Raw genomic sequence first — 26,223 nt, 5'->3', positions numbered from 1 at the left:
CGCTCGACTCGCTCGGTGAGCAGATGCGCTTCTACGTGCGCTCCCTCGCGTGGAGCGGACGCACCATTCGCCGGTACAAGAAGGAGGTCATCCGGCTGCTCGCCGAGGTCTCCCTCGGCACCGGTGCGCTCTCGGTCATCGGCGGCACGGTGGGCGTCATCGCCTTCCTCGCCTTCTTCACCGGCACCGAGGTCGGCCTGCAGGGCTACTCCTCGCTCGAGCAGCTCGGCACCGGCGCCTTCACGGGCTTCTTCTCGGCCTACCTCAACACCCGGGAGATCGCGCCGCTCGTCGCCGGGCTGGCGCTCGCGGCCACGGTCGGCTGCGGCTTCACCGCCCAGCTCGGCGCCATGCGCATCTCGGAGGAGGTCGACGCGCTCGAGGTCATGGGCATCCCGTCGCTGCCGTTCCTCGTCACGACGCGCATGATCGCCGGCTTCATCGCCGTCATCCCGCTCTACGTGCTCGGGCTGCTCAGCTCGTATGCCGCGACGCGCTTCATCTCGACGGCGTACTTCGGGCAGTCGGAAGGCACCTACGACCACTACTTCCACCTGTTCCTGCCGCCGGGTGACGTGTTCTGGTCGTTCGCGAAGGTCATGGTCTTCGCAGTCGTCATCATCCTCATCCACTGCTACTACGGCTACACCGCGTCGGGCGGCCCGGCGGGGGTCGGCGTCGCCGTCGGCACCGCGGTGCGCACGTCGATCGTCGCCATCAACATCGTCGACTTCTTCCTCTCCCTCGCCATCTGGGGCGCGACGACGAGCGTGAGGATCGCCGGATGAGCGACACCAGCCCCGGCCCGATCACCCAGCTGACGCGGTGGCGCATCGGCGTCAAGGCCTACGGCATCGTCTTCCTCCTCGTGCTGGCGCTGCTCGTGGGCCTGGCCATCGCGTCCTTCCAGAAGCGCTTCACGCCCGTCGTCATGGTCACGCTCGAGACCGACCGCCTCGGCAGCCAGCTGCAGGAGAGCTCCGACGTCAAGCTGCGTGGCCTGCTCGTCGGCGAGGTGCGCCACGTCGAGGCCACTCCCACGGGGGCGCGTCTCGAGCTGGCGCTCCAGCCCGACGAGGTCGCCAAGATCCCGTCCAACGTCAGTGCCCGGCTGCTGCCCAAGACGCTCTTCGGCGAGCGCTACGTCGACCTCGTCACCGCGACGTCCAACGCGCGGCCCATCGAGGCGGGGGACACCATCCCGCAGGACCGCAGCCGGGTGTCGATCGAGCTCGAGACGGTCCTCGACAACCTCTACCCGCTGCTGCGCACCGTGCAGCCGGCCAAGCTCGCCACGACCCTCAACGCCCTGTCGACGACCCTCGACGGCCGCGGTGACCAGATCGGCCGCAACCTCGTGCTCGTCGACCGCTACCTCAAGGCGCTCAACCCCAGCATGCCGACGATCCAGAAGGACATCTCGCTGCTCGCCGACACCGCAGACCTCTACGCGGGCGTCGCGCCCGACTTCTTCCGCCTCACCGAGTCGCTCCGTGTCACGAACAAGACCATCGTCGAGAAGGACCAGCAGCTCGCCGCCTTCCTCGTCGGTACGGCGGGGTTCGCCAACGAGGCGGCCGGCTTCCTGCGCGACAACGAGCAGCGGATCATCCAGGTCGGCCAGGTCAGCAAGCCGACGCTGCAGCTGCTTGCCGAGTACTCCCCGATCTACCCGTGCGTGGCGTCGGGCCTGGTCAACTGGCTCCCGCGCGCCAACGCGGCCTTCGCGGGTGGCACCTTCCACATCACCCTCGAGGTCGTTCCTCCCCGGCAGGCGTACAAGCCGGGGGAGGAGCCGCGCTGGGACGACAAGCGGGGTCCGCACTGCTACGGGCTTCCATCGCCCGACGGTTCACAGTCCAACCCCTTCGCGGGCAACCACTTCGACGACGGCACCCAGCCGGCGAGCGACGGGACGCCCTTCTCTGCCGTGCCCCAGGCACTCCTCGGCAACGCCTCCGCCGCCGACTCGGGCAGCGCCGGCACGGTCGACGAGCAGCGCGTCGTCGGAGCCCTCCTCAACCGTGACGGACAGCCGTCCGACGGGGGCTCGAGCGGCATCCAGACCCTGCTCGCCGGGCCGATGATGCGTGGCACGGTGGTGAGCACCCGATGAAGGTCAAGGGCTCACTCATCAAGCTCATCGTCTTCGCGGCGGTGACCCTCTTCGCGACGAGCATCCTCGCGCTGACGATCGCCAACATCCAGCTCGGCTCCAAGGCGACCTACACGGCCGTCGTCACCGACGCCACGGGCGTCATCGCCGGGCAGGACGTCCGCATCGCCGGCGTCCGGGTCGGCGAGGTGACCGACGTCCGGGTCGCCCACGACGCGACATCCGAGGGCGCCACCGCCGAGATCGACTTCTCGGTGCTCAAGAGCTCGGTGCTGACCCAGGGCACCGAGGTGACGGTCAAGTACCGCAACCTCGTCGGCCAGCGCTACCTCGCGCTGAGCCAGGGCACCGGAGCCCCTGCCCCGCTCGCCGACGGCTCGACGATCCCGCTCTCGCGCACCCACCCCGCGCTCGACCTCACGGTCCTCTTCAACGGCTTCAAGCCGCTCTTCGCCGCGCTGTCGCCGAGCGATGTCAACGAGCTCTCGGGCCTGCTCATCCAGACGCTGCAGGGGGAGGGCGGCGACGTCAACACCCTGCTCGCCAAGACGGCCAGTCTCACGTCCGCCATCGCCGACCGCGACGCGGTCATCGGCCGGACCATCGACAACCTCAACACCGTGCTCGGCACCGTCGACGCCCACGACCAGCAGCTGCTCTCGCTCATCGACCAGCTCCAGCGCTTCACGAGCGGGCTCGCGGCCGACCGCGAGACGATCGGCCGGTCGCTGTCCGGGATCAACACGCTCTCGGCCGAGACGGCCGACCTGCTCGTCTCGACGCGTCCGCTCATCAAGGACGACGTCTCCCAGCTGCGCACGCTGGCCACGACGCTCAACAAGCCTGCCAACGTCAAGGAGTTCGAGGACTTCATCACCGGCGCGCCGGGCCGCATCGCCACGCTGACGCGCACGGCGACCTACGGGTCGTGGTTCAACTTCTACCTCTGCAAGTTCGACACCAAGAGCCCGATCCTCCCGGGCGTGAGCCCCACCTACGACGTCTCGTCAGCGAGGTGCCAGTCATGAGCATCCCTTTCCGAGAGCGCAACCCGGTCCCGATCGGTGCGATCGGCCTGCTCGTCATCGCGGTCCTGCTCTACCTGGCGTTCAACGCCTCCAGCCTGCCGCTCATCGGCGGCGGGACGGCATACAGCGCGGCCTTCACGGAGGCCGGCGGCATCAAGCCCGACGACGACGTGCGCATCGCCGGCGTCAAGGTCGGCAAGGTGACCGGTGTCGACCTCGAGGACGGCCACGTCCGCGTCGACTTCACCATCACGGAGGACGCGACCTTCGGCCCGCAGACCGGTGCCTCGGTCCGGATGAAGACGATCCTCGGTGAGAAGTACGTGGCCCTCGACCCCAAGGGCCAGGGGCAGCTCGACGCCGACGCGCAGATCCCCGTCTCGCGCACCGTCAGCTCCTACGACGTCATCAACGCCTTCCAGGACCTCACGACGACGACCGAGCGCATCGACACCGACCAGCTCGCGAAGTCCCTGACGGTCATCGCGACGGAGTTCAAGGACAGCCCGCAGTACGTCAAGGCCACCCTCGACGGCCTCTCACGCCTCTCCCGCACGGTGGCGAGCCGCGACGCCGAGCTCGGCTCGCTGCTCCAGCGGGCCAACAGCGTCACCGGCCTCGTCCGCAGCCGCAACGAGCAGGTCAGCACGCTGATCCGGGACGCCGACCTGCTCATGGTCGAGCTCGTCAAGCGTCGCGACGACATCCGCACGCTCTTCCGCAACACGTCGGCGCTCGCCAAGCAGCTGACCGGCCTCGCGCGCGACAACCGGGCGCAGCTGAAGCCGGCCCTCGCCCAGCTCGACACGACGCTCGCCATGCTCCAGAAGCACGACGCCGACCTCCAGAAGACGATCCAGGCGATGGCGCCGTTCACGCGGGTCTACGCCAACACGCTGGGCACCGGACGCTGGTTCGACACGTGGGTCTCCAACCTCGTCGTGCCCGTCGGCACACCCGGGCTCGCCCTGCCCGGCACGAAGCTGCCCGACCTGCTCCTTCCCGGCGCCTCCGGAGGTGGTCGCTGATGCCCGCGCCCGAGAGATCCCGTATGCCGTTCGGCCGGCTCCACGGCCCCGCCACCGTGCTCGGCAAGGTCGTCACCGGCCTCGTCGTCGTCGCGCTCGTCGCGGCCGGCATCGTCTTCTGGCCCCGCCAGGGCCAGACGTCGGTCAGCGCCGACTTCACCCGCGCCGTCGGGCTCTACCCGGGGTCCGACGTGCGCATCCTCGGGGTCAAGGTCGGCCAGGTCGACACCGTGACCCCCGAGGGCGACCACGTGCACGTCACCTTCAGCTACGACGACAAGTACCGCGTCCCCGCCTCGGCCAAGGCCGCGATCGTCGCGCCGTCCCTCGTGTCGGACCGCTACGTCCAGCTGCTCCCCGTCTACGAGGCGGGCCCGGCGCTTGCTGCCGGGACGCGAATCCCCTTGGAGCGCACGGCCGTTCCGGTCGAGCTCGACCGGGTGTCGCAGAGCCTCGACGACCTCATGGTGGCGCTCGGTCCCGACGGGGCCAACAAGGACGGTGCCCTCAACGAGCTGCTGCGCACCTCTGCCGCCAACCTCGACGGCAACGGCGACAAGATCAACGGCACGGTGCACGACCTCTCGACCGCGCTCTCGACCCTGTCCGGCAGCCGCGACGACCTCTTCGGCACCGTGAAGAACCTCCAGTCCTTCACCTCGATGCTTGCGACGAACAACACGCAGGTGCGGCGGCTCAACACCGACCTCGCGACCGTCGCGACCCAGCTGAGCGAGGAGCGCGAGAACCTCAAGGCGACGCTCGAGAGCCTCGGGGTCGCGGTCGACGAGGTGTCGGGCTTCGTCTCCGACAACCGGGCGCTGCTCAAGAGCAACCTCGACCGCGCGGTCACCGTCACCAACGCCTTCGCGAAGAACCGTCAGGCCCTGGCCCAGCTCCTCGAGAACGCCCCGGTCGCGCTGTCGAACCTCCAGAACGCCTACCACCCCGAGACCGGCACCCTCGACACCCGCAACAACGCCAAGGGCCTCGACGACCCGCTGCTGCTCGTGTGCTCGATCCTGACCGGCCCGACGCACACGGGAAACACCACGCTGTGCGACTCCCTCAAGAAGGCCCTGCTGCCGAAGCTGCCCACCCTGCCGTCGCTGCCGAGCGGCACTGCGCTGCAAGGCACCCCGCAGTCGAGTGGCCTCGTCAACCTGCGTGGCGCCGACCCGACCCTCGGCGGACTGCTCGGAGGCTCCCGATGACGTATGCCGTCCGCTCCCGTTCGCGACGCCGTTCCGCCGTCGTCGTGCTGGCCTCCCTCGCTCTGGGGGGATGCAGCGCGTACGACCTCCCGCTCCCGGGTGGCGCCGGCACCGGCGACGACTCCTACACGGTCACGGCAGAGTTCGCCGACGTGCTCGACCTCGTGCCGCAGTCGTCGGTCAAGGTCAACCAGGTCACCGTGGGGTCCGTCGAGGACATCCAGGTGACCGGCTGGACCGCGACGGTCCGGCTGCGGCTCCCCGGCAACGTCGTGCTGCCCGACAACGCCACGGCCGAGCTCAAGCAGACCTCGCTGCTCGGCGAGAAGTACGTCGCGCTGGCCGCCCCCACCGACGTGCCGGCCCAGGGCCGCCTCGGGCAGGGCGACCGCATCCCGCTGTCGCGCACGAGCCGCAACCCCGAGGTCGAGGAGGTCCTCGGCGCGATGTCGTTGCTGCTCAACGGTGGTGGCGTCGCACAGCTGAAGACCATCGAGGCCGAGCTCAACAACGCCCTCCGCGGGCGCACCGGCGACGTGAAGGACCTCGTCACGCAGCTCAACACGTTCGTCGGCGGGCTCGACGCCCAGAAGGGCGAGATCGTCCGGGCCATCGACAGCATCGACCGGCTCTCGTCGACCCTGGCCCGGAACCAGGCCAAGATCGCCGCGGCTCTGGACGAGCTGCCCAAGGGCCTGAAGATCCTCGCCGACCAGCGTCGGCAGCTGACGGCGATGCTGACGGCGCTGCGCGACCTCGGCGAGGTCGGCACCCGGGTGATCCGAGGGTCGCGCAGCGACCTCGAGGCCAACCTCCGGGCCGTGAGCCCGATCCTGCGCCAGCTCAACAAGGCCGGTGACGACCTGCCGAAGAGCTACCAGCTGCTCCTGACCTACCCCTTCCCCAACAACGCCCAGAACACCATCAAGGGTGACTTCACGAACCTCTGGGCCACCCTCGACACCAACCTCGACACCATCGCCGGCAACCTCGGCGTCGGGAAGCTCCCGAACCTGCCGGGCATCCCCGGCGTCCCGCTCCCCTCCGTGCCGCTGCCGTCGGTGCCGGTGCCTTCGGTCCCGCTCCCGAGCGTCACCGTCCCGTCGGTGCCCGGAGTGCCCCTGCCGACGACGCTGCCGGGCGGCCTGCTCGGCTCGGGCCGGCCCGGCTCCGGAGCCGGCACGGCCGACGCGGCGTCGTGGTCCACGCTCTTCCCCACGGGAGGCTCCCGATGATCACCCGCACCGTCCGGCTCCAGCTGGCCGCCTTCGCCCTGCTGTCCATCACCCTCGTCGCGATCCTGTCGGCCAACTACGTCGGTCTCACCGACAAGATCGCCGGCGGCAGCTACGTCGTGTCCGCCGACCTCGCACAGTCGGGTGGCATCTTCGTCGGCGCCGAGGTCACCTACCGGGGCGTCACCGTCGGCAAGGTCGACGGGATGCGGCTGTCGGGCGACGGCGTCGTCGTCGACGCCCGCCTCGACCGTGGCACCGAGGTCCCCAAGGACACGAAGGCCGTCGTCGAGAACCGCTCGGCGGTGGGGGAGCAGTACCTCGACCTCCAGCCCCGCACGCCCCGGGCGCCCTACCTGGCAGCCGGCGACGTCATCCCCCGTGAGCGCACCGCGTTCCCGCTCCGCATCGACCAGCTGCTCCAGCACGTGGACGACACGGTGTCGTCGGTGCCGCGCGACGACCTCGTGACGACGGTCGACGAGCTGGCCGAGGCGTTCAAGGGTGGCGGCTCCGACCTGCAGCGACTCATCGACTCGGGTGACGCCCTGACCACGGCCGCCTCCGAGGCGCTCCCCGAGACGACCCGTCTCATCGACGACGGACGGATCGTCCTCGACACGCAGGTCAAGAGCGGCGACGACATCCGCACCAGCGTGTCCGGCTTCGCGAACGTCGCAGACGCGCTCCGGCAGGCCGACCCCGACCTGCGCGTCGTCCTCGACCGAGGGTCCGTCGCGGTCGAGCAGCTCGACGCGCTCATCTCGGAGAACAAGGCGAGCCTGGCCGCGCTCCTCGCCAACTTCATCACCATCGGCAACGTGACGACGGCCCGGCTCGACGGCATCGAGCAGCTGCTCGTCACCTACCCCGACGTCGTGACGGGTGGCTTCAGCGTCGTGCCCGGCGACGGCACCGCGCACTTCGGGCTCGTGCTCAACGTCGACGACCCCAAGGCGTGCACAGCCGGCTACGAGGGCACGACGAAGGTCGACCCGCACCGCACGACCGGCCTGCCGCCCGTCAACCTCGACGCGCACTGCGCGGCCTCGCGGGGCTCGGGCATCAACGTGCGCGGCGCCCAGAACGCCCCCAAACCCACCCGAGGGGGTCAGAGCGGGCAGAGCTACCCGATGTCCTTCGGGGCGACGCCGGTCGCCCTCGGCAACCGGGCCGTGACCTCCGGCAGCCCTGCGTCGTTGTCAGTCCAGTCGCCGGTCGCTCCGGCCGGTGGCGACGAACGGACCGACAACGGCACGAGCTGGCTCTGGATGATGCAGGAGGCGCTCCGCTAGCCGGTGACGGAAGGAAACCCCCTCGATGACGATGGTCACCACCCGCTCGGAGACCGAGCGACCGCCACGATCCCAGCGGTCGCCCGAGAGCTCCACCGACCGCGAGCCCCACGGGCTCCACGAGCGCCACGAGCCTCATGACCCCAGTGACGCCGCAGTGGGGTCCGGTCCCCCCGACGCGCCACGTGCGGGCCTTAGGGGTGTCCGCACGTGGCGTCCCACCTCGCGCCTGCTGTGGACCGTCACGGCCGTGCTGCTGCTCGCGGCGTTCGCCGTCACGGCGACGTTGGGGCGCTCGGCCTTGCAGCAGCAGCGCGACGCCGACAACCGCGCCGCTGCCCTGGCCGCCGGGCGCCAGATCGCCGTCAACTTCGTGACGATGAACGCCACGACGTTCGACGCCGACACCCAGCGCGTGCTCGACGACTCGACCGGGGCCTTCCGCAAGGAGTACGCCTCCACCCTGGCCCAGCTCAAGCCCGTCGTCACCGCCAACAAGACGGTCTCGACGGTCGAGCGGGCCGAGGCCTCGCTCGTGTCGGGCGACGACGACTCGGCCAAGGTCATCGTCGGGGTCGTCGCCCCCACCTCGAACGCATCGACCCCCAAGGCCGAGAAGAAGACGTACCGGCTCCGGCTCGACCTCGTGAAGGTCGGCGACGCCTGGAAGGTGAGCACCCTTGACTTCGTCAGCTGACCCCCGCCGTCCCGTCGCAGCGTCGGCTGCATCGGGCGCGAGCCCACGCAAGCGCGTGGCCGGTGCCCGCCGCCGGTCCTCGGGTGCCGGCGCGCCCGCGTCCTCGACGATCGTCCTCGACCGGGGCCCGTCCACGACCGGCGAGAGCACGGGCGGCGCCTCCGGTGCCAGCCCCGAGATCACCACCGGAACCACCGCGGGCGACCGCGGGACCGCGGTCGACGAGCGCCGGGTGGGCCCGACCAGCGGCCAGGAGGCGGCCGCGGACGACGGGCAGACCGACGTCGGCACGCGCTCGCGCGGCTCCGCCGGACTGTGGGCGTCCGCCATCGGCGCCACCCTGGCGCTCGCCGTGCTCGCGGCCTCGCTCGTCTACGGCCTGCGCCCCGGGGTGTCCGACACCGACCGGACCGCCGCCGTGGGTTCGGCACGGACCACGCTGGAGAGCCTGCTCAGCTACAGCGGCTCCGCGTTCGACAAGCACATCGGCGAGGTCACCCCGCAGCTGACCTCCCCGTTCAAGGACCAGTTCACCAAGGTCGCCGCCACCGACATCAAGCCGATGGCCGTCAGGAACGACGCCACCGTCCAGGCCAAGGTCTACGACGCGGGTGTCATGGACGCCGACGGCGACGGCGGCGAGGGCACGACGGTGCGGGTCATGGCGTTCGTCAACCAGGCCACGACCACCAAGGCACAGCAGGCACCTGCGATCGACCAGAACCGGGTCATCGCCACGATGCGGAAGGTGGGCGACCGCTGGCTCGTCAGCGAGCTGTCCGCCTTCTGACGGGGGAACGAGGGGGAAGGTCCCGGGCGCCCGAGAGGTCGTCCGGGACCGAGCGGCCCACGGCGGCGTGCGCGGTGCTGCGCCCGGGGTGGTGACGGCGCCGGGCACCGGGCGTCGAGGCCCGAACCGCCTGCCGGGCGCTGCGGCATACTGCACGCTGTGAAGCTCATCCAGGCCAATGGCGTCCCAGAGTCCCTCGCCCGCGTCGACCAGCCGGAGGCCACGCCGGTGCGCGTCGGCGTCGTGCAGCACGAATGGGTCGACGACCCGGCAGCCCTCGTCGAGACCCTCCGCGACGGCATCCGAACGGCCGCGGAGGCCGGTGCCAGCATCGTGTTCCTGCCCGAGCTGACCCTGTCGCGCTACCCCGCCGACACCCTCCCCGAGGGCACCCCGTCCGCGACGGCCGAGGACCTCGAGACGGGACCCACCGTGACCTTCGCCCGTGAGGCGGCCCGCGACTTCGGCGTCCACGTCCACGCCTCGCTCTACGAACGTGCCGACGAGGGCGACGGGCTCGGTTTCAACACCGCGGTCGTCGTCGCCCCGAGCGGGGAGGTCGTGGCCCGCACCCGCAAGACCCACATCCCCGTCACGGCCGGCTACTACGAGGACAAGTACTTCCGGCCGGGTCCGCCCGACGACGCGTATCCGGTTGTGGCACTGGGCGACCCGTCGCTCAAGCTCGGCCTGCCGACCTGCTGGGACGAGTGGTTCCCCGAGGTCGCCCGTCTCTACTCGCTCGGCGGCGCCGAGGTGCTCTGCTACCCCACGGCGATCGGCTCCGAGCCCGACCACCCGGACTTCGACACGCAGCCGCTGTGGCAGCAGGTCATCGTCGGCAACGGCATCGCCAACGGCCTCTTCATGGTCGTGCCCAACCGCTTCGGCACGGAGGGTCTCATCACCTTCTACGGCAGCTCGTTCATCTCCGACCCCTACGGCCGCGTCCTGGTCCAGGCCCCCCGCGACGAGGCCGCCGTCCTCGTCGCCGACCTCGACCTCGCGCAGCGGCGCGACTGGCTCGAGCTCTTCCCCTTCCTCGCCACCCGTCGTCCCGACTCGTATGCCGCCCTCACCGCCCCCGTGCGCGAGGAGCACCGTCGCGAGGTGGCGCCGTGACCGACGCCGCCGTGACCGGCGCCGCCGCGGCGGAGGCCGGTGGGGCAGGGTCGGGGCCCGGCTGGACGATGCCGTCCGAGACGGACCGGCACGACCGCACGTGGATGGCGTGGCCGAGCCAGGGCTACACCCTCGGCGAGACCCCGGAGGAGGTGGCCGCGGCGCGTCGCACGTGGGCCGCCGTGGCCAACGCGGTCGTCGAGTTCGAGCCGGTGCGCATGGTCGTCGTCCCCGCCGATCTCGACGTCGCCGCGGGCCACCTGCACCCCGACGTCGAGCTCGTCCCGGCCGCCCTCGACGACGCGTGGATGCGCGACATCGGCCCGACCTTCGTCCGCTCGGCCGACGGCTCGCGGCTCGGGGCGGTCGACTGGGTCTTCAACGGCTGGGGCGCGCAGTCGTGGGCCACGTGGGAGCACGACGCGCGCATCGGTGCCTTCGTCGGCGGCCTGTCCGGGGCCGAGATCGTCGGCTCGTCCCTCGTCAACGAGGGCGGTGGGATCCACGTCGACGGGCTGGGCACGGTGCTGCTCACCGAGACCGTCCAGCTCGACCCGGGCCGCAACCCGGGGCTGACGCGCAGCGACGTCGAGGCGGAGCTCGCCCGCACCATCGGCGCCACGACGTGCATCTGGCTGCCGCGAGGCCTGACCCGCGACTACGACGAGTTCGGCACCCGGGGCCACGTCGACATCGTGGCCACCATCGCGAGCCCGGGCGTCGTGCTGCTCCACGAGCAGCAGGACCCCTCGCACCCCGACCACGCCGTGTCACGCACCCTTCGCGAGCTTCTCGAGGAGGCGCGGGACGCTCGGGGCGAGCGTCTCGAGGTCGTCGGCGTGCCGGCGCCGCGCACCCTGGCCGACTCCGATGGGCCCGTCGACTGGTCCTACATCAACCACCTCGTCGTCAACGACGGCGTCATCGCCTGCACCTTCGGGGACGAGCAGGACGACGCGTCCCTCGGTGTCCTCGCCGACGCGTACCCGGGGCGACGGGTGGTCGGCGTCGACGCACGGCCGCTGTTCGACCGTGGCGGCGGCATCCACTGCATCACCCAGCAGCAGCCCTCGCTCTGAGGCCGGCCGCACCGTCCGTCCGAGGCGTGCCCGGGAACGCCGAGTGGGCACGTCCCCGGGGGGACGTGCCCACTCGACGTGGCGGAGCCGGGCGTCGGCCGGGCCCGGTCAGGCCTGGGGGAGGCGCTTGTGGATGTCCTCGCTCATCCGGACGACCGACAGGTAGAACTCGAGGGTCATGCGGATGACGGCGAGGTAGATGATCACGAAGATCGGACCGAGGATGAGCGCGGCCAGACCGGTGCCGACGCTGTTGGCGAAGCCGGCGAAGACGAAGATGAGCCAGCTCGCGACGAGTGCCACGGTCGCCAGCAGGTAGACGAAGCGCACGAGGATCGGCGTCACGAAGTTCGTGAAGCTGAAGTCGAAGAGGGCCGTGAAGAAGCCGGCCCCCTCGCGCGCGGGGTCGGGGATGCTCGACATCCCGCTCGGTCCACCGGTCGGTGCGACGGGCGGCGGCGGGGGAGGCGTGCTGCCGCCGACGGGTGCGCCGGTTGCGCCAGGTGCCCCGGTCGCGCCCGGTGCGCCCGGTGCGCCGGGCGCGGGCGAGCTGGGCTGGCTGCTCGGGATCGGCGTGGTCGGGTCGCTCCCGGCCGGCTGGTTGAAGGACGGTTGCTCGGGCGGGTTCGGATCGGACATGGCTTCCCTCTCGGAAGGAGACGTCAACGGATCTCTGGCGTGCTCCATGCTAGGGCGGAGGCCCTCCCGACGGTCCTGATCGAGGCCCGGCGCCGCCGTGTTCGTGCAGGTCAGCGGGGTTCCGGGCGGTGCTCGGCGGCGTGTCGCGACGCGCCTGCGAGGGCGTGGGTCTTGACGTCCGGCCCGCGGAGGGCCATATTCGTCGCGTTCGCATCGCGAGCTCCCGGTCCGGGGGGCGTGGCAGGTCACGTCGAGGGCGCCCGGTCGTTCGAGACCGGGTGGGCACCTCGGGAGACGATCTCCGTCCCTTGACCCGGCTGGACACTCCTGCCCTTTACCGGTAGGCTAGGCCTTTGCGCTGCCCATGCCCACCCTTCGCGACCTCGGTCAGGCCAAACACCATGCCATCCGGCATCCGGTATGACCTCGGGACCCGCGAGCGGAGCCATGCGGCAACGCGGATCTGAAGATTCGAAAAAGGCCCGTGGAAGGACCCTCCTTGGCTGCCTCGCGTACTGCGACGAACATGTCCACCGCACAGACCCCTTCGGGGCGTCTGTCCTTCGCGAAGATTCGCGAACCACTCGAGGTCCCCGACCTCCTGGCGCTTCAGACGGAGAGCTTCGACTGGCTGCTCGGCAACGAGCGCTGGCAGGCTCGCGTCGCCGCGGCCAAGGCCGAGGGGCGCACCGACGTCCCGGACCGGTCCGGGCTCGAGGAGATCTTCGAGGAGATCTCCCCGATCGAGGACTTCAGCGGCTCGATGTCGCTGTCGTTCCGCGACCACCGCTTCGAGGAGACCCGCAAGACGATCGAGTCGTGCAAGGAGCGCGACCAGACGTACGACGCACCGCTCTTCGTCACCGCCGAGTTCATGAACGCCCAGACGGGTGAGATCAAGAGCCAGACGGTCTTCATGGGCGACTTCCCGCTCATGACCGAGCGCGGCACCTTCATCATCAACGGCACCGAGCGTGTCGTCGTCTCGCAGCTCGTCCGCAGCCCGGGCGTCTACTTCGAGCGCACGCCCGACAAGACGTCCGACAAGGACATCTACACGGCCAAGATCATCCCGAGCCGCGGCGCCTGGCTCGAGTTCGAGATCGACAAGCGCGACATGGTCGGCGTCCGCGTCGACCGCAAGCGCAAGCAGTCGGTCACCGTGCTCCTCAAGGCCCTCGGCTGGACCGAGGCCCAGATCCTCGAGGAGTTCGGCGAGTTCGAGTCGATGCGCCTCACCCTGGAGAAGGACCACACCCAGGGCCAGGACGACGCGCTGCTCGACATCTACCGCAAGCTGCGCCCGGGCGAGCCGCCGACGAAGGAGGCCGCGCAGACGCTGCTCGACAACCTCTACTTCAACGGCAAGCGCTACGACCTCGCCAAGGTCGGTCGCTACAAGGTGAACAAGAAGCTCGGTCTCGACGCCTCGATCAACGACTCGACCCTGTCGATCGACGACATCGTCAAGACGATCAAGTTCATCGTCACGCTGCACGACGGCCAGGACTCGATGAAGGGCGTCAAGAACGGCGAGGAGATCGACGTCCGCGTCGAGGTCGATGACATCGACCACTTCGGCAACCGTCGCCTCCGCTCCGTCGGCGAGCTCATCCAGAACCAGGTCCGCACCGGCCTGTCGCGCATGGAGCGCGTCGTCCGCGAGCGCATGACGACGCAGGACGTCGAGGCGATCACCCCGCAGACCCTGATCAACATCCGCCCCGTGGTGGCCTCGATCAAGGAGTTCTTCGGCACGTCGCAGCTCTCGCAGTTCATGGACCAGAACAACCCGCTCGCGGGTCTGACGCACAAGCGTCGTCTGTCCGCGCTCGGCCCGGGTGGTATCTCCCGTGACCGCGCCCAGATGGAGGTCCGTGACGTCCACCCGTCGCACTACGGCCGCATGTGCCCGATCGAGACGCCGGAAGGCCCGAACATCGGCCTCATCGGCTCGCTCGCGTCCTACGGTCGCATCAACGCGTTCGGCTTCATCGAGACGCCGTACCGCAAGGTGACCGGCGGCCACGTGACCGACGACGTCGACTACCTGTCCGCCGACGAGGAGGACCGCTACGTCGTCGCCCAGGCCAACGCGCCGCTCGACAAGCAGAACAACTTCACCGAGGACCGCGTGCTCGTGCGCACCAAGGGTGGAGAGGTCGAGCTCGTCCCCGGCGACGAGGTCGACTACATGGACGTCTCGCCGCGCCAGATGGTCTCGGCCGCGACCGCGATGATCCCGTTCCTCGAGCACGACGACGCCAACCGTGCCCTCATGGGTGCCAACATGCAGCGTCAGGCCGTCCCGCTCGTCAAGAGCGAGGCGCCCATCGTCGGTACCGGCATGGAGTTCCGCGCCGCCCTCGACTCGGGCGACGTCGTCCGTGCCGAGAAGGCCGGTGTCGTCCAGGAGGTGTCGGCTGACCTCGTCACCGTCGCCAACGACGACGGCACGTACCAGACGTACCGCATCGCCAAGTTCGCGCGCTCCAACCAGGGCACGAGCTACAACCAGGTCGTCGTCGTCAACGAGGGCGACCGTCTCGAGGCCGGTGGCGTCATCGCCGACGGTCCCGCGACCGAGGGTGGCGAGATGGCGCTCGGGCGCAACCTGCTCGTGGCGTTCATGTCGTGGGAGGGCCACAACTACGAGGACGCGATCATCCTCAGCCAGCGTCTCGTCCAGGACGACGTCCTCTCCTCGATCCACATCGAGGAGCACGAGGTCGACGCCCGCGACACGAAGCTCGGCCCCGAGGAGATCACCCGGGACATCCCGAACGTCTCCGAGGAGGTCCTCGCCGACCTCGACGAGCGCGGCATCATCCGCGTCGGCGCCGAGGTCCGCGACGGCGACCTGCTCGTCGGCAAGGTCACGCCCAAGGGTGAGACCGAGCTGACGCCGGAGGAGCGCCTGCTGCGCGCCATCTTCGGTGAGAAGGCCCGCGAGGTCCGCGACACGTCGCTCAAGGTGCCCCACGGCGAGACCGGCACGGTCATCGGCGTCAAGGAGTTCCGTGCCGACCTGGGCGACGACCTGCCGCCCGGTGTCAACCAGCTCGTCCGCGTCTACGTGGCCAACAAGCGCAAGATCACCGACGGTGACAAGCTCGCCGGCCGCCACGGCAACAAGGGTGTCATCTCCAAGATCCTCCCGGTCGAGGACATGCCCTTCCTCGAGGACGGTACGCCGGTCGACGTCGTGCTCAACCCGCACGGTGTTCCCCGTCGTATGAACCTCGGCCAGATCCTCGAGCTGCACCTCGGCTGGGCCGCCTCGCGCGGTTGGAAGATCGAGGGCAGCCCGGAGTGGGCCAAGGAGATCGCGCCCGACGCGCACGAGGCCCCTGCGGGCACGCGCGTGGCGACGCCGGTCTTCGACGGTGCCTCCGAGGACGTCGTCACGGGTCTGCTCGACTCGACGCTCAAGACGCGCGACGGGGTTCGCCTCATCGACGCCTCGGGCAAGACGCGCCTCTTCGACGGCCGCTCCGGCGAGCCGTTCCCGGAGCCCGTCGCCGTCGGCTACATGTACATCCTCAAGCTCCACCACCTCGTCGACGACAAGATCCACGCTCGTTCGACCGGTCCGTACTCCATGATCACCCAGCAGCCGCTCGGCGGTAAGGCCCAGTTCGGTGGCCAGCGCTTCGGTGAGATGGAGGTCTGGGCCCTCGAGGCGTACGGCGCCGCCTACACGCTCCAGGAGCTGCTGACGATCAAGTCGGACGACGTTCCCGGCCGCGTGAAGGTCTACGAGGCCATCGTCAAGGGCGAGAACATCCCCGACTCGGGCATCCCGGAGTCGTTCAAGGTCCTCCTCAAGGAGATGCAGTCCCTGTGTCTCAACGTCGAGGTCCTGAGCAGCGACGGCACCACGATCGAGATGAAGGAGTCCGACGAGGAGGTCTTCCGCGCTGCGGAGGAGCTCGGCATCGACCTGAGCCGGCGCGAGCCGTCCAGCGTCGAAGAGGTCTGAGAAGGCCACCTAACGACAAGCGGTGCGTATGCCGCTGAGCCCGCTCGGCGGCATACGCCCCCTCGTCAACGAACACCACTCAGACCAAAGACTTAACGAGAGTTACGAGAGAAGGAACCACGTGCTCGACGTCAACTTCTTCGACGAGCTGCGCATCGGCCTCGCCACCGCGGAATCCATCCGCCAGTGGAGCCATGGCGAGGTCAAGAAGCCCGAGACCATCAACTACCGCACGCTCAAGCCCGAGAAGGAGGGCCTGTTCTGCGAGCGCATCTTCGGCCCCACCCGGGACTGGGAGTGCAACTGCGGCAAGTACAAGCGTGTCCGCTTCAAGGGCATCATCTGTGAGCGCTGTGGCGTCGAGGTCACGCGCGCCAAGGTGCGCCGTGAGCGGATGGGCCACATCGAGCTCGCCGCCCCCGTCACCCACATCTGGTACTTCAAGGGTGTCCCGAGCCGCCTCGGCTACCTGCTCGACCTGGCCCCGAAGGACCTCGAGAAGGTCATCTACTTCGCGGCCTACATGATCACGTCCGTCGACGAGGACCAGCGCCACGCTGACCTGCCGTCGCTCGAGGCGCAGATCCAGGTCGAGAAGAAGGAGATCGAGAACCGCCGCGACGCCGACGTCGAGTCGCGCGCGCAGCTGCTCGAGCGCAACGTCGCCGAGCTCGAGGCCGAGGGTGCCAAGGCCGACGCGAAGCGCAAGGTCCGCGACCAGGCCGAGCGCGAGATGAACAACATCCGCAAGCGTGCCGACCAGCAGGTCGAGCGCCTCGAGCAGGTCTGGGACCGCTTCAAGAACCTCAAGGTCCAGGACCTCGAGGGCGACGAGATCCTCTACCGCGAGATGCGTGACCGTTTCGGTCTGTACTTCGAGGGTGGCATGGGCGCCGCGGCGATCCAGAAGCGCCTCGAGTCCTTCGACCTCGACGCCGAGGCGGACCTCCTCCAGGAGATCATCGCCACCGGCAAGGGCCAGAAGAAGACCCGTGCGATCAAGCGCCTCAAGGTCGTCAACGCCTTCCAGATGACGACGAACCACCCGTCGGGCATGGTCCTCGACGCGATCCCGGTCATCCCGCCGGACCTGCGCCCGATGGTGCAGCTCGACGGTGGCCGCTTCGCGACCTCGGACCTCAACGACCTCTACCGTCGCGTCATCAACCGCAACAACCGCCTCAAGCGCCTGCTCGACCTCGGTGCCCCCGAGATCATCGTCAACAACGAGAAGCGCATGCTCCAGGAGGCCGTCGACAGCCTCTTCGACAACGGCCGTCGTGGTCGCCCGGTCACGGGTCCCGGCAACCGTCCGCTCAAGTCGCTGTCCGACATGCTCAAGGGCAAGCAGGGTCGTTTCCGTCAGAACCTGCTCGGCAAGCGCGTCGACTACTCCGGCCGTTCGGTCATCGTCGTCGGCCCGCAGCTGAAGCTGCACCAGTGCGGTCTGCCCAAGCAGATGGCGCTCGAGCTGTTCAAGCCGTTCGTGATGAAGCGTCTGGTCGACCTCGACCACGCGCAGAACATCAAGTCGGCCAAGCGCATGGTCGAGCGTGCCCGCCCGGTCGTGTGGGACGTCCTCGAAGAGGTCATCACGGAGCACCCGGTGCTGCTCAACCGCGCACCCACGCTGCACCGTCTCGGCATCCAGGCGTTCGAGCCGCAGCTCGTCGAGGGCAAGGCCATCCAGATCCACCCGCTCGTCTGCTCGGCCTTCAACGCCGACTTCGACGGTGACCAGATGGCCGTCCACGTGCCGCTGTCGGCAGAGGCGCAGGCCGAGGCCCGCATCCTCATGCTGTCGAGCAACAACATCCTCAAGCCGGCTGACGGTCGCCCCGTGACCATGCCGACCCAGGACATGATCACCGGCATCTACCACCTGACCGACGCGGTCGACGGTGGCGGCATCGGTGCGGGTCGCGCGTTCTCGTCCCCCTCGGAGGCCCGCATGGCCTTCGACCGTGGCGAGATCCTGCTCGGCTCGGCGATCAAGCTGCGCCTGACGGACGCGGTGCCCCCGGCCGGCTTCGAGCTGCCCGAGGGTGTCGAGGCCGGCGAGGACGGCATCGTCAAGAGCATCACGCTCGAGACGACGCTCGGCCGCGCCATCTTCAACGACACGCTGCCGCTCGACTACCCGTTCGAGAACCGCCCGGTCGACCGCAAGCGCCTCTCGGCGATCGTCAACGACCTCGCGGAGCGCTACTCCAAGGTCCAGGTCGCCGCGTCCCTCGACGCCCTGAAGGAGGCCGGTTTCCACTGGTCCACCCGCTCGGGCTGCACCGTCGCCATCTCCGACGTCACGACGCCGGACAACAAGACGGCGATCCTCGAGGGCTACGAGACGAAGGCCGCCAAGGTCCAGACGCAGTACGAGCGCGGTCTCATCACCGACGACGAGCGTCGTCAGGAGCTCGTCGAGATCTGGACGCAGGCGTCCAACCAGGTCGCCAAGGAGATGGAGACCAACTTCCCGCGCACGAACCCCATCTACCGGATGGTGTCCTCGGGTGCTGGTGGTAACTGGTTCCAGATCCGTCAGATCGCCGGTATGCGTGGCCTCATGGCCAACCCGAAGGGCGAGATCATCCCGCGCCCGATCAAGGCGAACTTCCGTGAGGGCCTCACGGTGCTCGAGTTCTTCATCTCGACGCACGGTGCCCGTAAGGGTCTGGCCGACACGGCTCTTCGTACCGCCGACTCGGGTTACCTCACGCGTCGTCTCGTCGACGTGTCGCAGGACGTCATCATCCGTGAGGACGACTGTGGCACCGAGCGCGGCCTCAAGCTGCCGATCGCCCAGGTCAACGAGACCACGGGCACCCGGTCGCCGAGCGAGGTCGTCGAGGCCTCGGTCTACGCCCGCACGCTGGCCGAGGACGTCGTCGTCGACGGCGAGACGCTGGCCGTGGCCGGCATCGACCTCGGTGACGTCGTCATCGACGCGCTCTACGCGGCAGGTGTCGACGAGGTCCGGATCCGTTCGGTCCTCACGTGCGACAGCAAGGTCGGCACGTGTGCGGCCTGCTACGGCCGGTCGCTCGCGACGGGCAAGCTCGTCGACATCGGCGAGGCCGTCGGCATCATCGCGGCCCAGTCGATCGGTGAGCCCGGCACGCAGCTGACGATGCGTACCTTCCACACCGGTGGTGCGGCCGCGGCCGACGACATCACCCAGGGTCTGCCGCGTGTCGTCGAGCTCTTCGAGGCGCGTACGCCCAAGGGTGTCGCCCCGATCGCCGAGGCCACCGGCCGCGTCGAGATCGAGGACACCGACAAGGCGCGTCGCGTCCTGCTCACGCCGGACGACGGCTCCGAGCAGCACGCCTACCCGGTGAGCAAGCGTTCGCGCCTGCTCGTCGGCGACGGTGACCACGTGACCGTGGGTGACAAGCTCGTCCAGGGTGCGATCGACCCGAAGCAGGTCCTTCGCATCCTCGGCCCACGCGCCGCCCAGAAGCACCTCGTCGACGAGGTGCAGCGGGTCTACCGTCAGCAGGGTGTGTCGATCCACGACAAGCACATCGAGGTCATCGTCCGACAGATGCTGCGTCGCGTGACGATCATCGAGGCCGGCGACGCCGACCTGCTGCCCGGCGAGCTCGCCGAGCGTGGTCGCTTCGAGGAGGAGAACCGCAAGGTCATGGCCGAGGGTGGGCGTCCGGCTGCCGGTCGTCCCGAGCTCATGGGCATCACCAAGGCCTCGCTCGCGACCGAGTCGTGGCTGTCGGCCGCGTCCTTCCAGGAGACGACCCGCGTGCTCACGCAGGCCGCCATGGAGGCCAAGTCCGACCCGCTGCTCGGCCTCAAGGAGAACGTCATCCTCGGAAAGCTCATCCCTGCCGGCACGGGCCTGCCCCGCTACCGGAACGTCAAGGTCGAGCCCACCGAGGAAGCCAAGGCCGCGATGTACTCGCTGCCGAACTACGACGCCTACGACTACGCAGGCTTCGGTTCGGGCACCGGCGAGGCCATCCGTCTCGACGACGAGGCTCTCGGTCTCGACCAGTTCTGACCGGTCCCGTCCGCCGCGCGAGCGGCGGACGACGACCACCACGTATGCCGCTGGGCCGGCTCCCCGACCGGGGAGCCGGCCCTCGGCGTATCCGGGCTCGACGGCCGGTTTCGACGCGCCGGAAACGGACAAATCGGACTAGTCTCTCGGGCGAGGTGAGAGTCCGGCGGCGCCAGGGCCGGCCGGCGACACCCTCCGGAGGTCGTCATGTTCGGTGCTCCTCGTTCGCTCAAGGTCGTCCGCGGCTCGGCCGGCCCGCGTCGCGCGGTGCGCTGGCCGTTCCTCGTCGCCGTGGTCATGCTGGCCGTGGCGGCGCTCGTGGCGACGGCCCCGCCGGGTTCCGGCGCCACGGTCTACTCCTCGCGCGACGCCGCCCTGCGCCGCGAGGTGGGCCGGCTCATGACCGACCCGAGCGTGACGGCCTCGACGGCGCACGTCGGAGTCGTCGTGGCCGACGCCGCCACGCGCACACCGGTCTACGTCCGCTACGCCAACACCCCGCTCGCCCCGGCGTCGACGCAGAAGACGTTCACGGCCGCCGCTGCGATGTACACCCTCGGCAGCGCCTACCGGTGGCGCACCGACGTCTTCGCACCGTCGGCCCCGAACGGGGGAGTGGTCTCCCGCCTCTACCTCAGGGGCACCGGCGACCCGACGCTGCTCGAGCGCGACCTGACCTCGCTCGCGAGCGCCCTGCGGGCCAAGGGGGTCACCCGGGTCACGGGTGACGTCGTCGGCGACGCGTCCGCCTTCGACGAGGTGCGCTACAACCCGTACTGGTCGACGTCGTACGCGTCGAGCTACTACGCCGCGCAGGTGTCGGCCCTGACGTTGGCACCCGACACCGACTACGACGCGGGCACCGTCATCGTCACCGCGACGCCCGCCACGAGCATCGCGAGCGCGCCACGGCTCACCGTGACGCCGCCGGCCGCCGCCTCGCACGTGCGTCTGGTCAACAAGGCGCGCACCTCCGCCGCCGGGTCCGCGACCACGATCTCGGTCGCCCGAGCGGCCGGCACCAACACGCTGACCGTCACCGGCCAGGTGCCCCTCGAGCACGCGGCGGCCAAGAAGTGGGTCACCGTCGACGACCCCGCCCTCATGACCGCGCGGGCCCTGCGCGCGCGGCTCGTCGCCGCGGGCATCCGGGTCGACGGGACCGCCGTGCGCGGCAGGACGCCGGCCGGTCAGGCGCTGCTGGCACGGCACACGTCGATGACCCTGGGGCAGCTGCTCGTGCCGTTCCTCAAGCTGAGCAACAACGGCCACGCCGAGGCCATCACGAAGACGCTCGGGGCCCGGTCGGGACGTCCGGGCAGCTGGGTCGACGGCACGAAGGCGCTGCGCGACTACGCGGCTCGCATCGGGATCCCCACCGCGGGCCTGCGGTTCGTCGACGGCTCGGGACTCGCTCGCGCCGACCGCCTGACGCCCAACCAGCTGTCGACCCTCCTCGACAAGGTCCAGCGCACGTCGTGGTGGCCCACCTTCCGTGCGGCGCTGCCGGTCGCAGGGGCCGACCCGGTCCGGTGGACCGGCGGGACCCTGGCGAGCCGCATGCGGGGCACCGCGGCTGCGGGCAACCTGCGCGCGAAGAACGGGAGCCTGACGGGAGTCACGTCGCTCGCAGGCTACGTCTCGGGCGCGGACGGCCGGCGCTACGTCTTCGTCATGATGAGCAACTACTCCGCCACCTCGCCGCGACCGGTCGAGGACCGTCTCGGCGTGCTGCTCGCGCGCTGGCGCATGACCAACCGCTGAGCCGCGAGACCTGCTGCCTCGGTAGGGTGGTCGCATGACCGAGCCCACGGCCGACGTGCCGAACGCGCCCGAGCCCGCCGAGCGCGCGGCGACCGAGCCCACCACCGCCGCGCCTGGTGTCGAGTCTGCCGCGGCGTCCGCTGACGCACCGGCCGGCCGTCGCGCCGACGAGACCGACAGCGGTCCGGCTCCGACGATCATCGTGCTCACCGAGGAGGCGCTCAAGCCGGTCGACGTCGACAAGATCCTCGGGCTGCACGAGGACGACGCGCCGACCTACCGGGTCCTCGTGCCCGCCGACACGGAGCGCAACCTGCTCAGCTCCTTCCTCAACCACCTCAGCCTCTTCGAGATGCGTGAGGCGCTCGAGTCGCTGCGCCCGGTCGACCGGAGCGAGGCCCACACCGACGCCGACGCCGCGCTGTCGACGACGCTGGCCGAGTTCGGGGGCCACGACGTCGTCGCGACCGGCGAGATCACCGCCGACGACCCCATGCCGACGCTCGTCGAGGAGGTGGCCCGCCTCGGCGCCCTCGAGGTCGTCGTCGTCACGGAGCCGCACGCCGTCGAGGACACCTTCCACACCGACTGGGCCTCCCGGGCCCGGGAGGCTCTCGGCGTGCCTGTCCTGCACATGTACGCCGGTGACTGGCGCCTGGGCTGACGAGCGTCCCCGATGCCGTGGCGGGGTGCGCGTCGGACGGCATACCGCATCGGCCCCGTGGGGGCCGGTCTAACCGATTTGGTCGGCGTGCCGCGCCCCGGTACGCTTGAACACTGTGTCTGAGGCACGTACTCAGGCATGCGCGATGACGGCCTCGGTGCCCTGTCCGCCCGCTCACCGCGGGACGTGACATCACTGCGGTCCAGAGCACACCTTTCGCCGGGCAACCCTTCCCACCGACTGCCTCCCGGCCGTCGTGAAGCAGGGGAGTGCAGGGGGAAGTACCGGTACCGACACACCCGACCTCGGGGGTCGAGGGACCGAACAGTCAAGGAGTCGCCCGCCAGGGTGACTGACCACGAGCAACGTTATGGAGTAACCAGGTTGCCTACCATCAACCAGCTGGTCCGCAAGGGCCGCCAGGACAAGGCCAGCAAGGCCAAGACCCCGGCGCTCAAGGGCTCGCCCCAGCGCCGCGGTGTGTGCACCCGCGTGTACACCACCACCCCCAAGAAGCCGAACTCTGCCCTCCGCAAGGTCGCCCGTGTGCGCCTCAGCTCGGGCATCGAGGTCACGGCCTACATCCCCGGCGTCGGCCACAACCTGCAGGAGCACTCGATCGTGCTCGTGCGTGGTGGTCGTGTGAAGGACCTCCCGGGTGTGCGTTACAAGATCGTCCGCGGCACGCTCGACACCCAGGGTGTCAAGAACCGCAAGCAGGCTCGTAGCCGTTACGGCGCGAAGAAGGAGAAGAGCTGATGCCTCGTAAGGGACCCGCTCCGAAGCGCCCGCTCGTCGTCGACCCGGTCTACCAGAGCCCGCTCGTCACGCAGCTCGTCAACAAGATCCTCCTCGACGGCAAGAAGTCGATCGCCGAGATGATCGTCTACGGCGCCCTCGAGGGTGCTCGCCAGAAGACCGGCACCGACCCCGTCGCCACGCTCAAGCGCGCGCTCGACAACGTCAAGCCGGCCATGGAGGTCAAGAGCCGTCGCGTCGGTGGCGCGACCTACCAGGTGCCGATCGAGGTCAAGCCGAACCGCTCGACCACGCTCGCCCTGCGCTGGCTCGTCGGCTACTCGCGGCAGCGTCGCGAGAAGACGATGACCGAGCGCCTCATGAACGAGATCCTCGACGCGAGCAACGGCCTCGGTGCCGCTGTCAAGCGCCGCGAGGACACGCACAAGATGGCCGAGTCCAACAAGGCCTTCGCGCACTACCGCTGGTGACCCAGCGGTCCGGTCGGTATGCCGGGGAGCTCGCTCCACGGCATACCGCCGGGCACGCGCCCGCCCGTCACACGACGCGGCCCGCGGCGCCCACGATTTTCACTCCACGACGAATGAGACGAGAAACCTGACGTGGCACTCGACGTCCTGACGGACCTCAAGAAGGTCCGCAACATCGGCATCATGGCGCACATCGACGCTGGCAAGACCACGGTGACGGAGCGCATCCTCTTCTACACCGGTGTCAACCACAAGATCGGTGAGACCCACGACGGTGCGTCGACGACCGACTGGATGGAGCAGGAGAAGGAGCGCGGCATCACGATCACGTCTGCCGCCGTGACCTCCTTCTGGGAGGGCACCCAGATCAACATCATCGACACCCCCGGACACGTGGACTTCACGGTCGAGGTCGAGCGCTCGCTGCGCGTCCTCGACGGTGCCGTCGCCGTGTTCGACGGCAAGGAGGGTGTCGAGCCGCAGTCCGAGACGGTGTGGCGTCAGGCCGACAAGTACGACGTGCCGCGCATCTGCTTCGTCAACAAGATGGACAAGCTCGGCGCCGACTTCTACTTCACCGTGGCGACCATCAAGGACCGCCTCGGTGCCGAGCCGCTCGTCATGCAGCTGCCGATCGGTGCCGAGAACGACTTCCTCGGTGTCATCGACCTCGTCTACATGCGTGCCCTCGTGTGGCCCGGCGACGCCAAGGGCGACGTGACCATGGGCGCCAAGTACGAGATCGCCGAGATCCCGGCCGACCTCCAGGCGAAGGCCGAGGAGTACCGGATGGCCCTCGTCGAGCGCGTCGCCGAGTCCGACGACGAGCTCATGGAGAAGTACCTCGGTGGCGAGGAGCTGACCCCCGAGGAGCTCAAGGCCGGCATCCGCAAGCTCACGGTCAACTCCGAGCTCTACCCGGTCTTCTGTGGCTCCGCGTTCAAGAACCGCGGCGTCCAGCCGATGCTCGACGCCGTCGTCGACTACCTTCCGTCGCCGCTCGACGTCCCGCCGATGATCGGTCACAAGCCGGGCGACGAGGCCGTCGAGCTGACCCGTGCGCCGTCCACCGAGGAGCCCTTCTCCGCGCTGGCGTTCAAGGTCGCGACGCACCCGTTCTTCGGCACGCTGACCTTCATCCGCGTCTACTCGGGCCACATCAGCTCGGGCACGAGCGTCATCAACTCGACGAAGGGCCGCAAGGAGCGCATCGGGAAGCTCTTCCAGATGCACGCCAACAAGGAGAACCCCGTGGAGGAGGCCCTCGCCGGCCACATCTACGCGGCCATCGGCCTCAAGGACACGACGACCGGCGACACGCTGTCGGACATCAACGAGCAGATCGTGCTCGAGTCGATGACCTTCCCGGACCCCGTGATCCAGGTCGCCATCGAGCCCAAGACCAAGGGCGACCAGGAGAAGCTCGGTACGGCCATCCAGAAGCTCTCGGCCGAGGACCCGACCTTCCAGGTCCACCACGACGAGGACACCGGCCAGACGATCATCGCCGGCATGGGCGAGCTGCACCTCGACATCCTCGTCGACCGCATGAAGCGCGAGTTCAAGGTCGAGGCCAACGTCGGCAAGCCGCAGGTGGCCTACCGCGAGACGATCCGCCGCGCCGTGCTCAAGTACGACTACACGCACAAGAAGCAGACCGGTGGCTCGGGCCAGTTCGCCAAGGTCCAGGTCAGCTTCGAGCCGCTGGGTGAGACCGAGGACGGCTCGATGTACGAGTTCGTCAACGGTGTCACCGGTGGTCGTGTCCCGCGTGAGTACATCCCGTCGGTCGACGCCGGTATCCAGGACGCCATGCAGTACGGCGTGCTCGCCGGATACCCCCTCGTGGGCATCAAGGCGACCCTGAACGACGGCGCCTACCACGACGTCGACTCCTCGGAGATGGCGTTCAAGATCGCCGGCTCGATGGTCCTCAAGGAGGCCATCAGGCAGGCGGACCCCGTCCTGCTCGAGCCGATGATGGCCGTCGAGGTCCGGACGCCCGAGGACTACATGGGCGACGTCATCGGTGACATCAACTCCCGCCGTGGCCAGATCCAGGGCATGGAGGACATCAGCGGCGCCAAGGTCGTCAAGGGCCTCGTCCCGCTGTCCGAGATGTTCGGCTACGTCGGCGACCTGCGCTCCAAGACGCAGGGCCGCGCGAGCTTCTCCATGGAGTTCGACTCCTACGCAGAGGTCCCCAAGGCCGTTGCCGAGGAGATCATCAAGAAGACCCGCGGGGAGTGACTGCGGGACATCCCGTAGTCTCTTCCATCGGAAACCACCCCAACAGCGCCACGTCCTGCCCTGGTCGTACGGC

The 26,223-nt window shown here is 69.4% G+C and carries 19 protein-coding genes; 18 read left to right on the top strand and 1 reads right to left on the bottom strand.

The genetic code is table 11. From position 1 onward, the window contains the following. The first annotated feature begins 23 nt into the window (after positions 1-23). The 11 genes from H283_RS0109415 to H283_RS0109365 all read left to right on the top strand — a co-directional run bounded on the left by H283_RS0109415 (position 24) and on the right by H283_RS0109365 (position 11,604). A complete protein-coding gene (locus tag H283_RS0109415; RefSeq protein WP_231372260.1) occupies positions 24-788 on the top strand; it encodes an ABC transporter permease in 765 nt (254 codons plus the stop codon). Next, the gene (locus H283_RS0109410) at positions 785-2,116 is read left to right on the top strand and encodes an MCE family protein (RefSeq protein WP_020143270.1); all 1,332 of its coding nucleotides are present in this window, start codon (positions 785-787) and stop codon (positions 2,114-2,116) included. Before H283_RS0109415 ends, H283_RS0109410 begins: the two co-directional genes overlap by 4 nt. Beyond that, a complete protein-coding gene (locus H283_RS0109405; protein WP_020143269.1) occupies positions 2,113-3,144 on the top strand; it encodes an MCE family protein in 1,032 nt (343 codons plus the stop codon). The genes H283_RS0109410 and H283_RS0109405 overlap by 4 nt, the downstream gene beginning before the upstream one ends. After that, positions 3,141-4,172 (top strand): MCE family protein, encoded by a 1,032-nt coding sequence (locus tag H283_RS0109400; protein ID WP_020143268.1) that lies wholly within the window; start codon positions 3,141-3,143, stop codon positions 4,170-4,172. The genes H283_RS0109405 and H283_RS0109400 overlap by 4 nt, the downstream gene beginning before the upstream one ends. After that, entirely contained in the window at positions 4,172-5,386 is a 1,215-nt protein-coding gene (locus H283_RS0109395; RefSeq protein ID WP_028785459.1) for an MCE family protein, read from the top strand. Before H283_RS0109400 ends, H283_RS0109395 begins: the two co-directional genes overlap by 1 nt. Beyond that, positions 5,383-6,621 carry an MCE family protein gene (locus tag H283_RS0109390; protein ID WP_020143266.1) on the top strand — a complete coding sequence of 413 codons (1,239 nt, stop codon included), beginning with the start codon at positions 5,383-5,385 and terminating at the stop codon, positions 6,619-6,621. The genes H283_RS0109395 and H283_RS0109390 overlap by 4 nt, the downstream gene beginning before the upstream one ends. Beyond that, positions 6,618-7,916, top strand: a complete 1,299-nt coding sequence (locus tag H283_RS0109385) for an MCE family protein (protein WP_020143265.1) — start codon at positions 6,618-6,620, stop codon at positions 7,914-7,916. The genes H283_RS0109390 and H283_RS0109385 overlap by 4 nt, the downstream gene beginning before the upstream one ends. A 250-nt stretch (positions 7,917-8,166) precedes the next feature. Next, positions 8,167-8,613 (top strand): hypothetical protein, encoded by a 447-nt coding sequence (locus tag H283_RS24570; RefSeq protein ID WP_231372249.1) that lies wholly within the window; start codon positions 8,167-8,169, stop codon positions 8,611-8,613. Then, complete coding sequence (locus tag H283_RS26575) at positions 8,597-9,403, top strand: hypothetical protein (protein WP_156023068.1); 807 nt, start codon at positions 8,597-8,599, stop codon at positions 9,401-9,403. The genes H283_RS24570 and H283_RS26575 overlap by 17 nt, the downstream gene beginning before the upstream one ends. Before the next feature lie 159 nt (positions 9,404-9,562). Beyond that, positions 9,563-10,525 (top strand): nitrilase-related carbon-nitrogen hydrolase, encoded by a 963-nt coding sequence (locus H283_RS0109370; RefSeq protein WP_020143262.1) that lies wholly within the window; start codon positions 9,563-9,565, stop codon positions 10,523-10,525. Further along, complete coding sequence (locus H283_RS0109365) at positions 10,522-11,604, top strand: agmatine deiminase family protein (RefSeq protein ID WP_020143261.1); 1,083 nt, start codon at positions 10,522-10,524, stop codon at positions 11,602-11,604. The genes H283_RS0109370 and H283_RS0109365 overlap by 4 nt, the downstream gene beginning before the upstream one ends. Before the next feature lie 108 nt (positions 11,605-11,712). Here H283_RS0109365 and H283_RS27630 read toward each other — a convergent pair whose 3' ends face one another. Then, complete coding sequence (locus tag H283_RS27630) at positions 11,713-12,243, bottom strand: DUF4282 domain-containing protein (RefSeq protein ID WP_020143260.1); 531 nt, start codon at positions 12,241-12,243, stop codon at positions 11,713-11,715. 499 nt (positions 12,244-12,742) lie between these two features. Here H283_RS27630 and rpoB point away from each other — a divergent pair, with 499 nt between their 5' ends. The 7 genes from rpoB to fusA all read left to right on the top strand — a co-directional run bounded on the left by rpoB (position 12,743) and on the right by fusA (position 26,150). Continuing rightward, the gene (rpoB, locus tag H283_RS0109355; protein WP_028785457.1) at positions 12,743-16,225 is read left to right on the top strand and encodes a DNA-directed RNA polymerase subunit beta; all 3,483 of its coding nucleotides are present in this window, start codon (positions 12,743-12,745) and stop codon (positions 16,223-16,225) included. Positions 16,226-16,346: 121 nt separating this feature from the next. Next, entirely contained in the window at positions 16,347-20,243 is a 3,897-nt protein-coding gene (locus H283_RS0109350) for a DNA-directed RNA polymerase subunit beta' (RefSeq protein ID WP_020143258.1), read from the top strand. Positions 20,244-20,450: 207 nt separating this feature from the next. Beyond that, the gene (gene dacB, locus H283_RS24555; RefSeq protein ID WP_020143257.1) at positions 20,451-22,007 is read left to right on the top strand and encodes a D-alanyl-D-alanine carboxypeptidase/D-alanyl-D-alanine-endopeptidase; all 1,557 of its coding nucleotides are present in this window, start codon (positions 20,451-20,453) and stop codon (positions 22,005-22,007) included. A 34-nt stretch (positions 22,008-22,041) separates the two neighbouring features. Next, positions 22,042-22,671, top strand: coding sequence for a hypothetical protein (locus H283_RS0109340; RefSeq protein WP_020143256.1), 630 nt, complete (start codon positions 22,042-22,044; stop codon positions 22,669-22,671). A gap of 384 nt (positions 22,672-23,055) precedes the next feature. Continuing rightward, positions 23,056-23,430, top strand: a complete 375-nt coding sequence (rpsL, locus tag H283_RS0109335) for a 30S ribosomal protein S12 (RefSeq protein ID WP_020143255.1) — start codon at positions 23,056-23,058, stop codon at positions 23,428-23,430. After that, complete coding sequence (gene rpsG / locus H283_RS0109330) at positions 23,430-23,900, top strand: 30S ribosomal protein S7 (protein WP_020143254.1); 471 nt, start codon at positions 23,430-23,432, stop codon at positions 23,898-23,900. Before rpsL ends, rpsG begins: the two co-directional genes overlap by 1 nt. 132 nt (positions 23,901-24,032) lie before the next feature. Continuing rightward, positions 24,033-26,150 carry an elongation factor G gene (gene fusA, locus H283_RS0109325; RefSeq protein ID WP_020143253.1) on the top strand — a complete coding sequence of 706 codons (2,118 nt, stop codon included), beginning with the start codon at positions 24,033-24,035 and terminating at the stop codon, positions 26,148-26,150. The last annotated feature ends 73 nt before the right edge of the window (positions 26,151-26,223 follow it).

Origin of the sequence: Terracoccus sp. 273MFTsu3.1 (genome assembly GCF_000383675.1) — a bacterium.
In the GTDB taxonomy this organism is placed as follows: domain Bacteria; phylum Actinomycetota; class Actinomycetes; order Actinomycetales; family Dermatophilaceae; genus Terrabacter.
This window is presented reverse-complemented; position numbering and strand designations above follow the sequence as displayed.

Excerpts from the sequence above, each read along its gene's own strand:
- H283_RS0109415 (WP_231372260.1), top strand. The coding sequence starts at position 24 with ATGCGCTTCTACGTGCGCTCCCTCGCGTGGAGCGGACGCACCATTCGC.
- H283_RS0109410 (WP_020143270.1), top strand. The coding sequence starts at position 785 with ATGAGCGACACCAGCCCCGGCCCGATCACCCAGCTGACGCGGTGGCGC.
- H283_RS0109405 (WP_020143269.1), top strand. The coding sequence starts at position 2,113 with ATGAAGGTCAAGGGCTCACTCATCAAGCTCATCGTCTTCGCGGCGGTG.
- H283_RS0109400 (WP_020143268.1), top strand. The coding sequence starts at position 3,141 with ATGAGCATCCCTTTCCGAGAGCGCAACCCGGTCCCGATCGGTGCGATC.
- H283_RS0109395 (WP_028785459.1), top strand. The coding sequence starts at position 4,172 with ATGCCCGCGCCCGAGAGATCCCGTATGCCGTTCGGCCGGCTCCACGGC.
- H283_RS0109390 (WP_020143266.1), top strand. The coding sequence starts at position 5,383 with ATGACGTATGCCGTCCGCTCCCGTTCGCGACGCCGTTCCGCCGTCGTC.
- H283_RS0109385 (WP_020143265.1), top strand. The coding sequence starts at position 6,618 with ATGATCACCCGCACCGTCCGGCTCCAGCTGGCCGCCTTCGCCCTGCTG.
- H283_RS27630 (WP_020143260.1), bottom strand. The coding sequence starts at position 12,243 with ATGTCCGATCCGAACCCGCCCGAGCAACCGTCCTTCAACCAGCCGGCC.
- dacB (WP_020143257.1), top strand. The coding sequence starts at position 20,451 with ATGTTCGGTGCTCCTCGTTCGCTCAAGGTCGTCCGCGGCTCGGCCGGC.
- H283_RS0109340 (WP_020143256.1), top strand. The coding sequence starts at position 22,042 with ATGACCGAGCCCACGGCCGACGTGCCGAACGCGCCCGAGCCCGCCGAG.
- rpsG (WP_020143254.1), top strand. The coding sequence starts at position 23,430 with ATGCCTCGTAAGGGACCCGCTCCGAAGCGCCCGCTCGTCGTCGACCCG.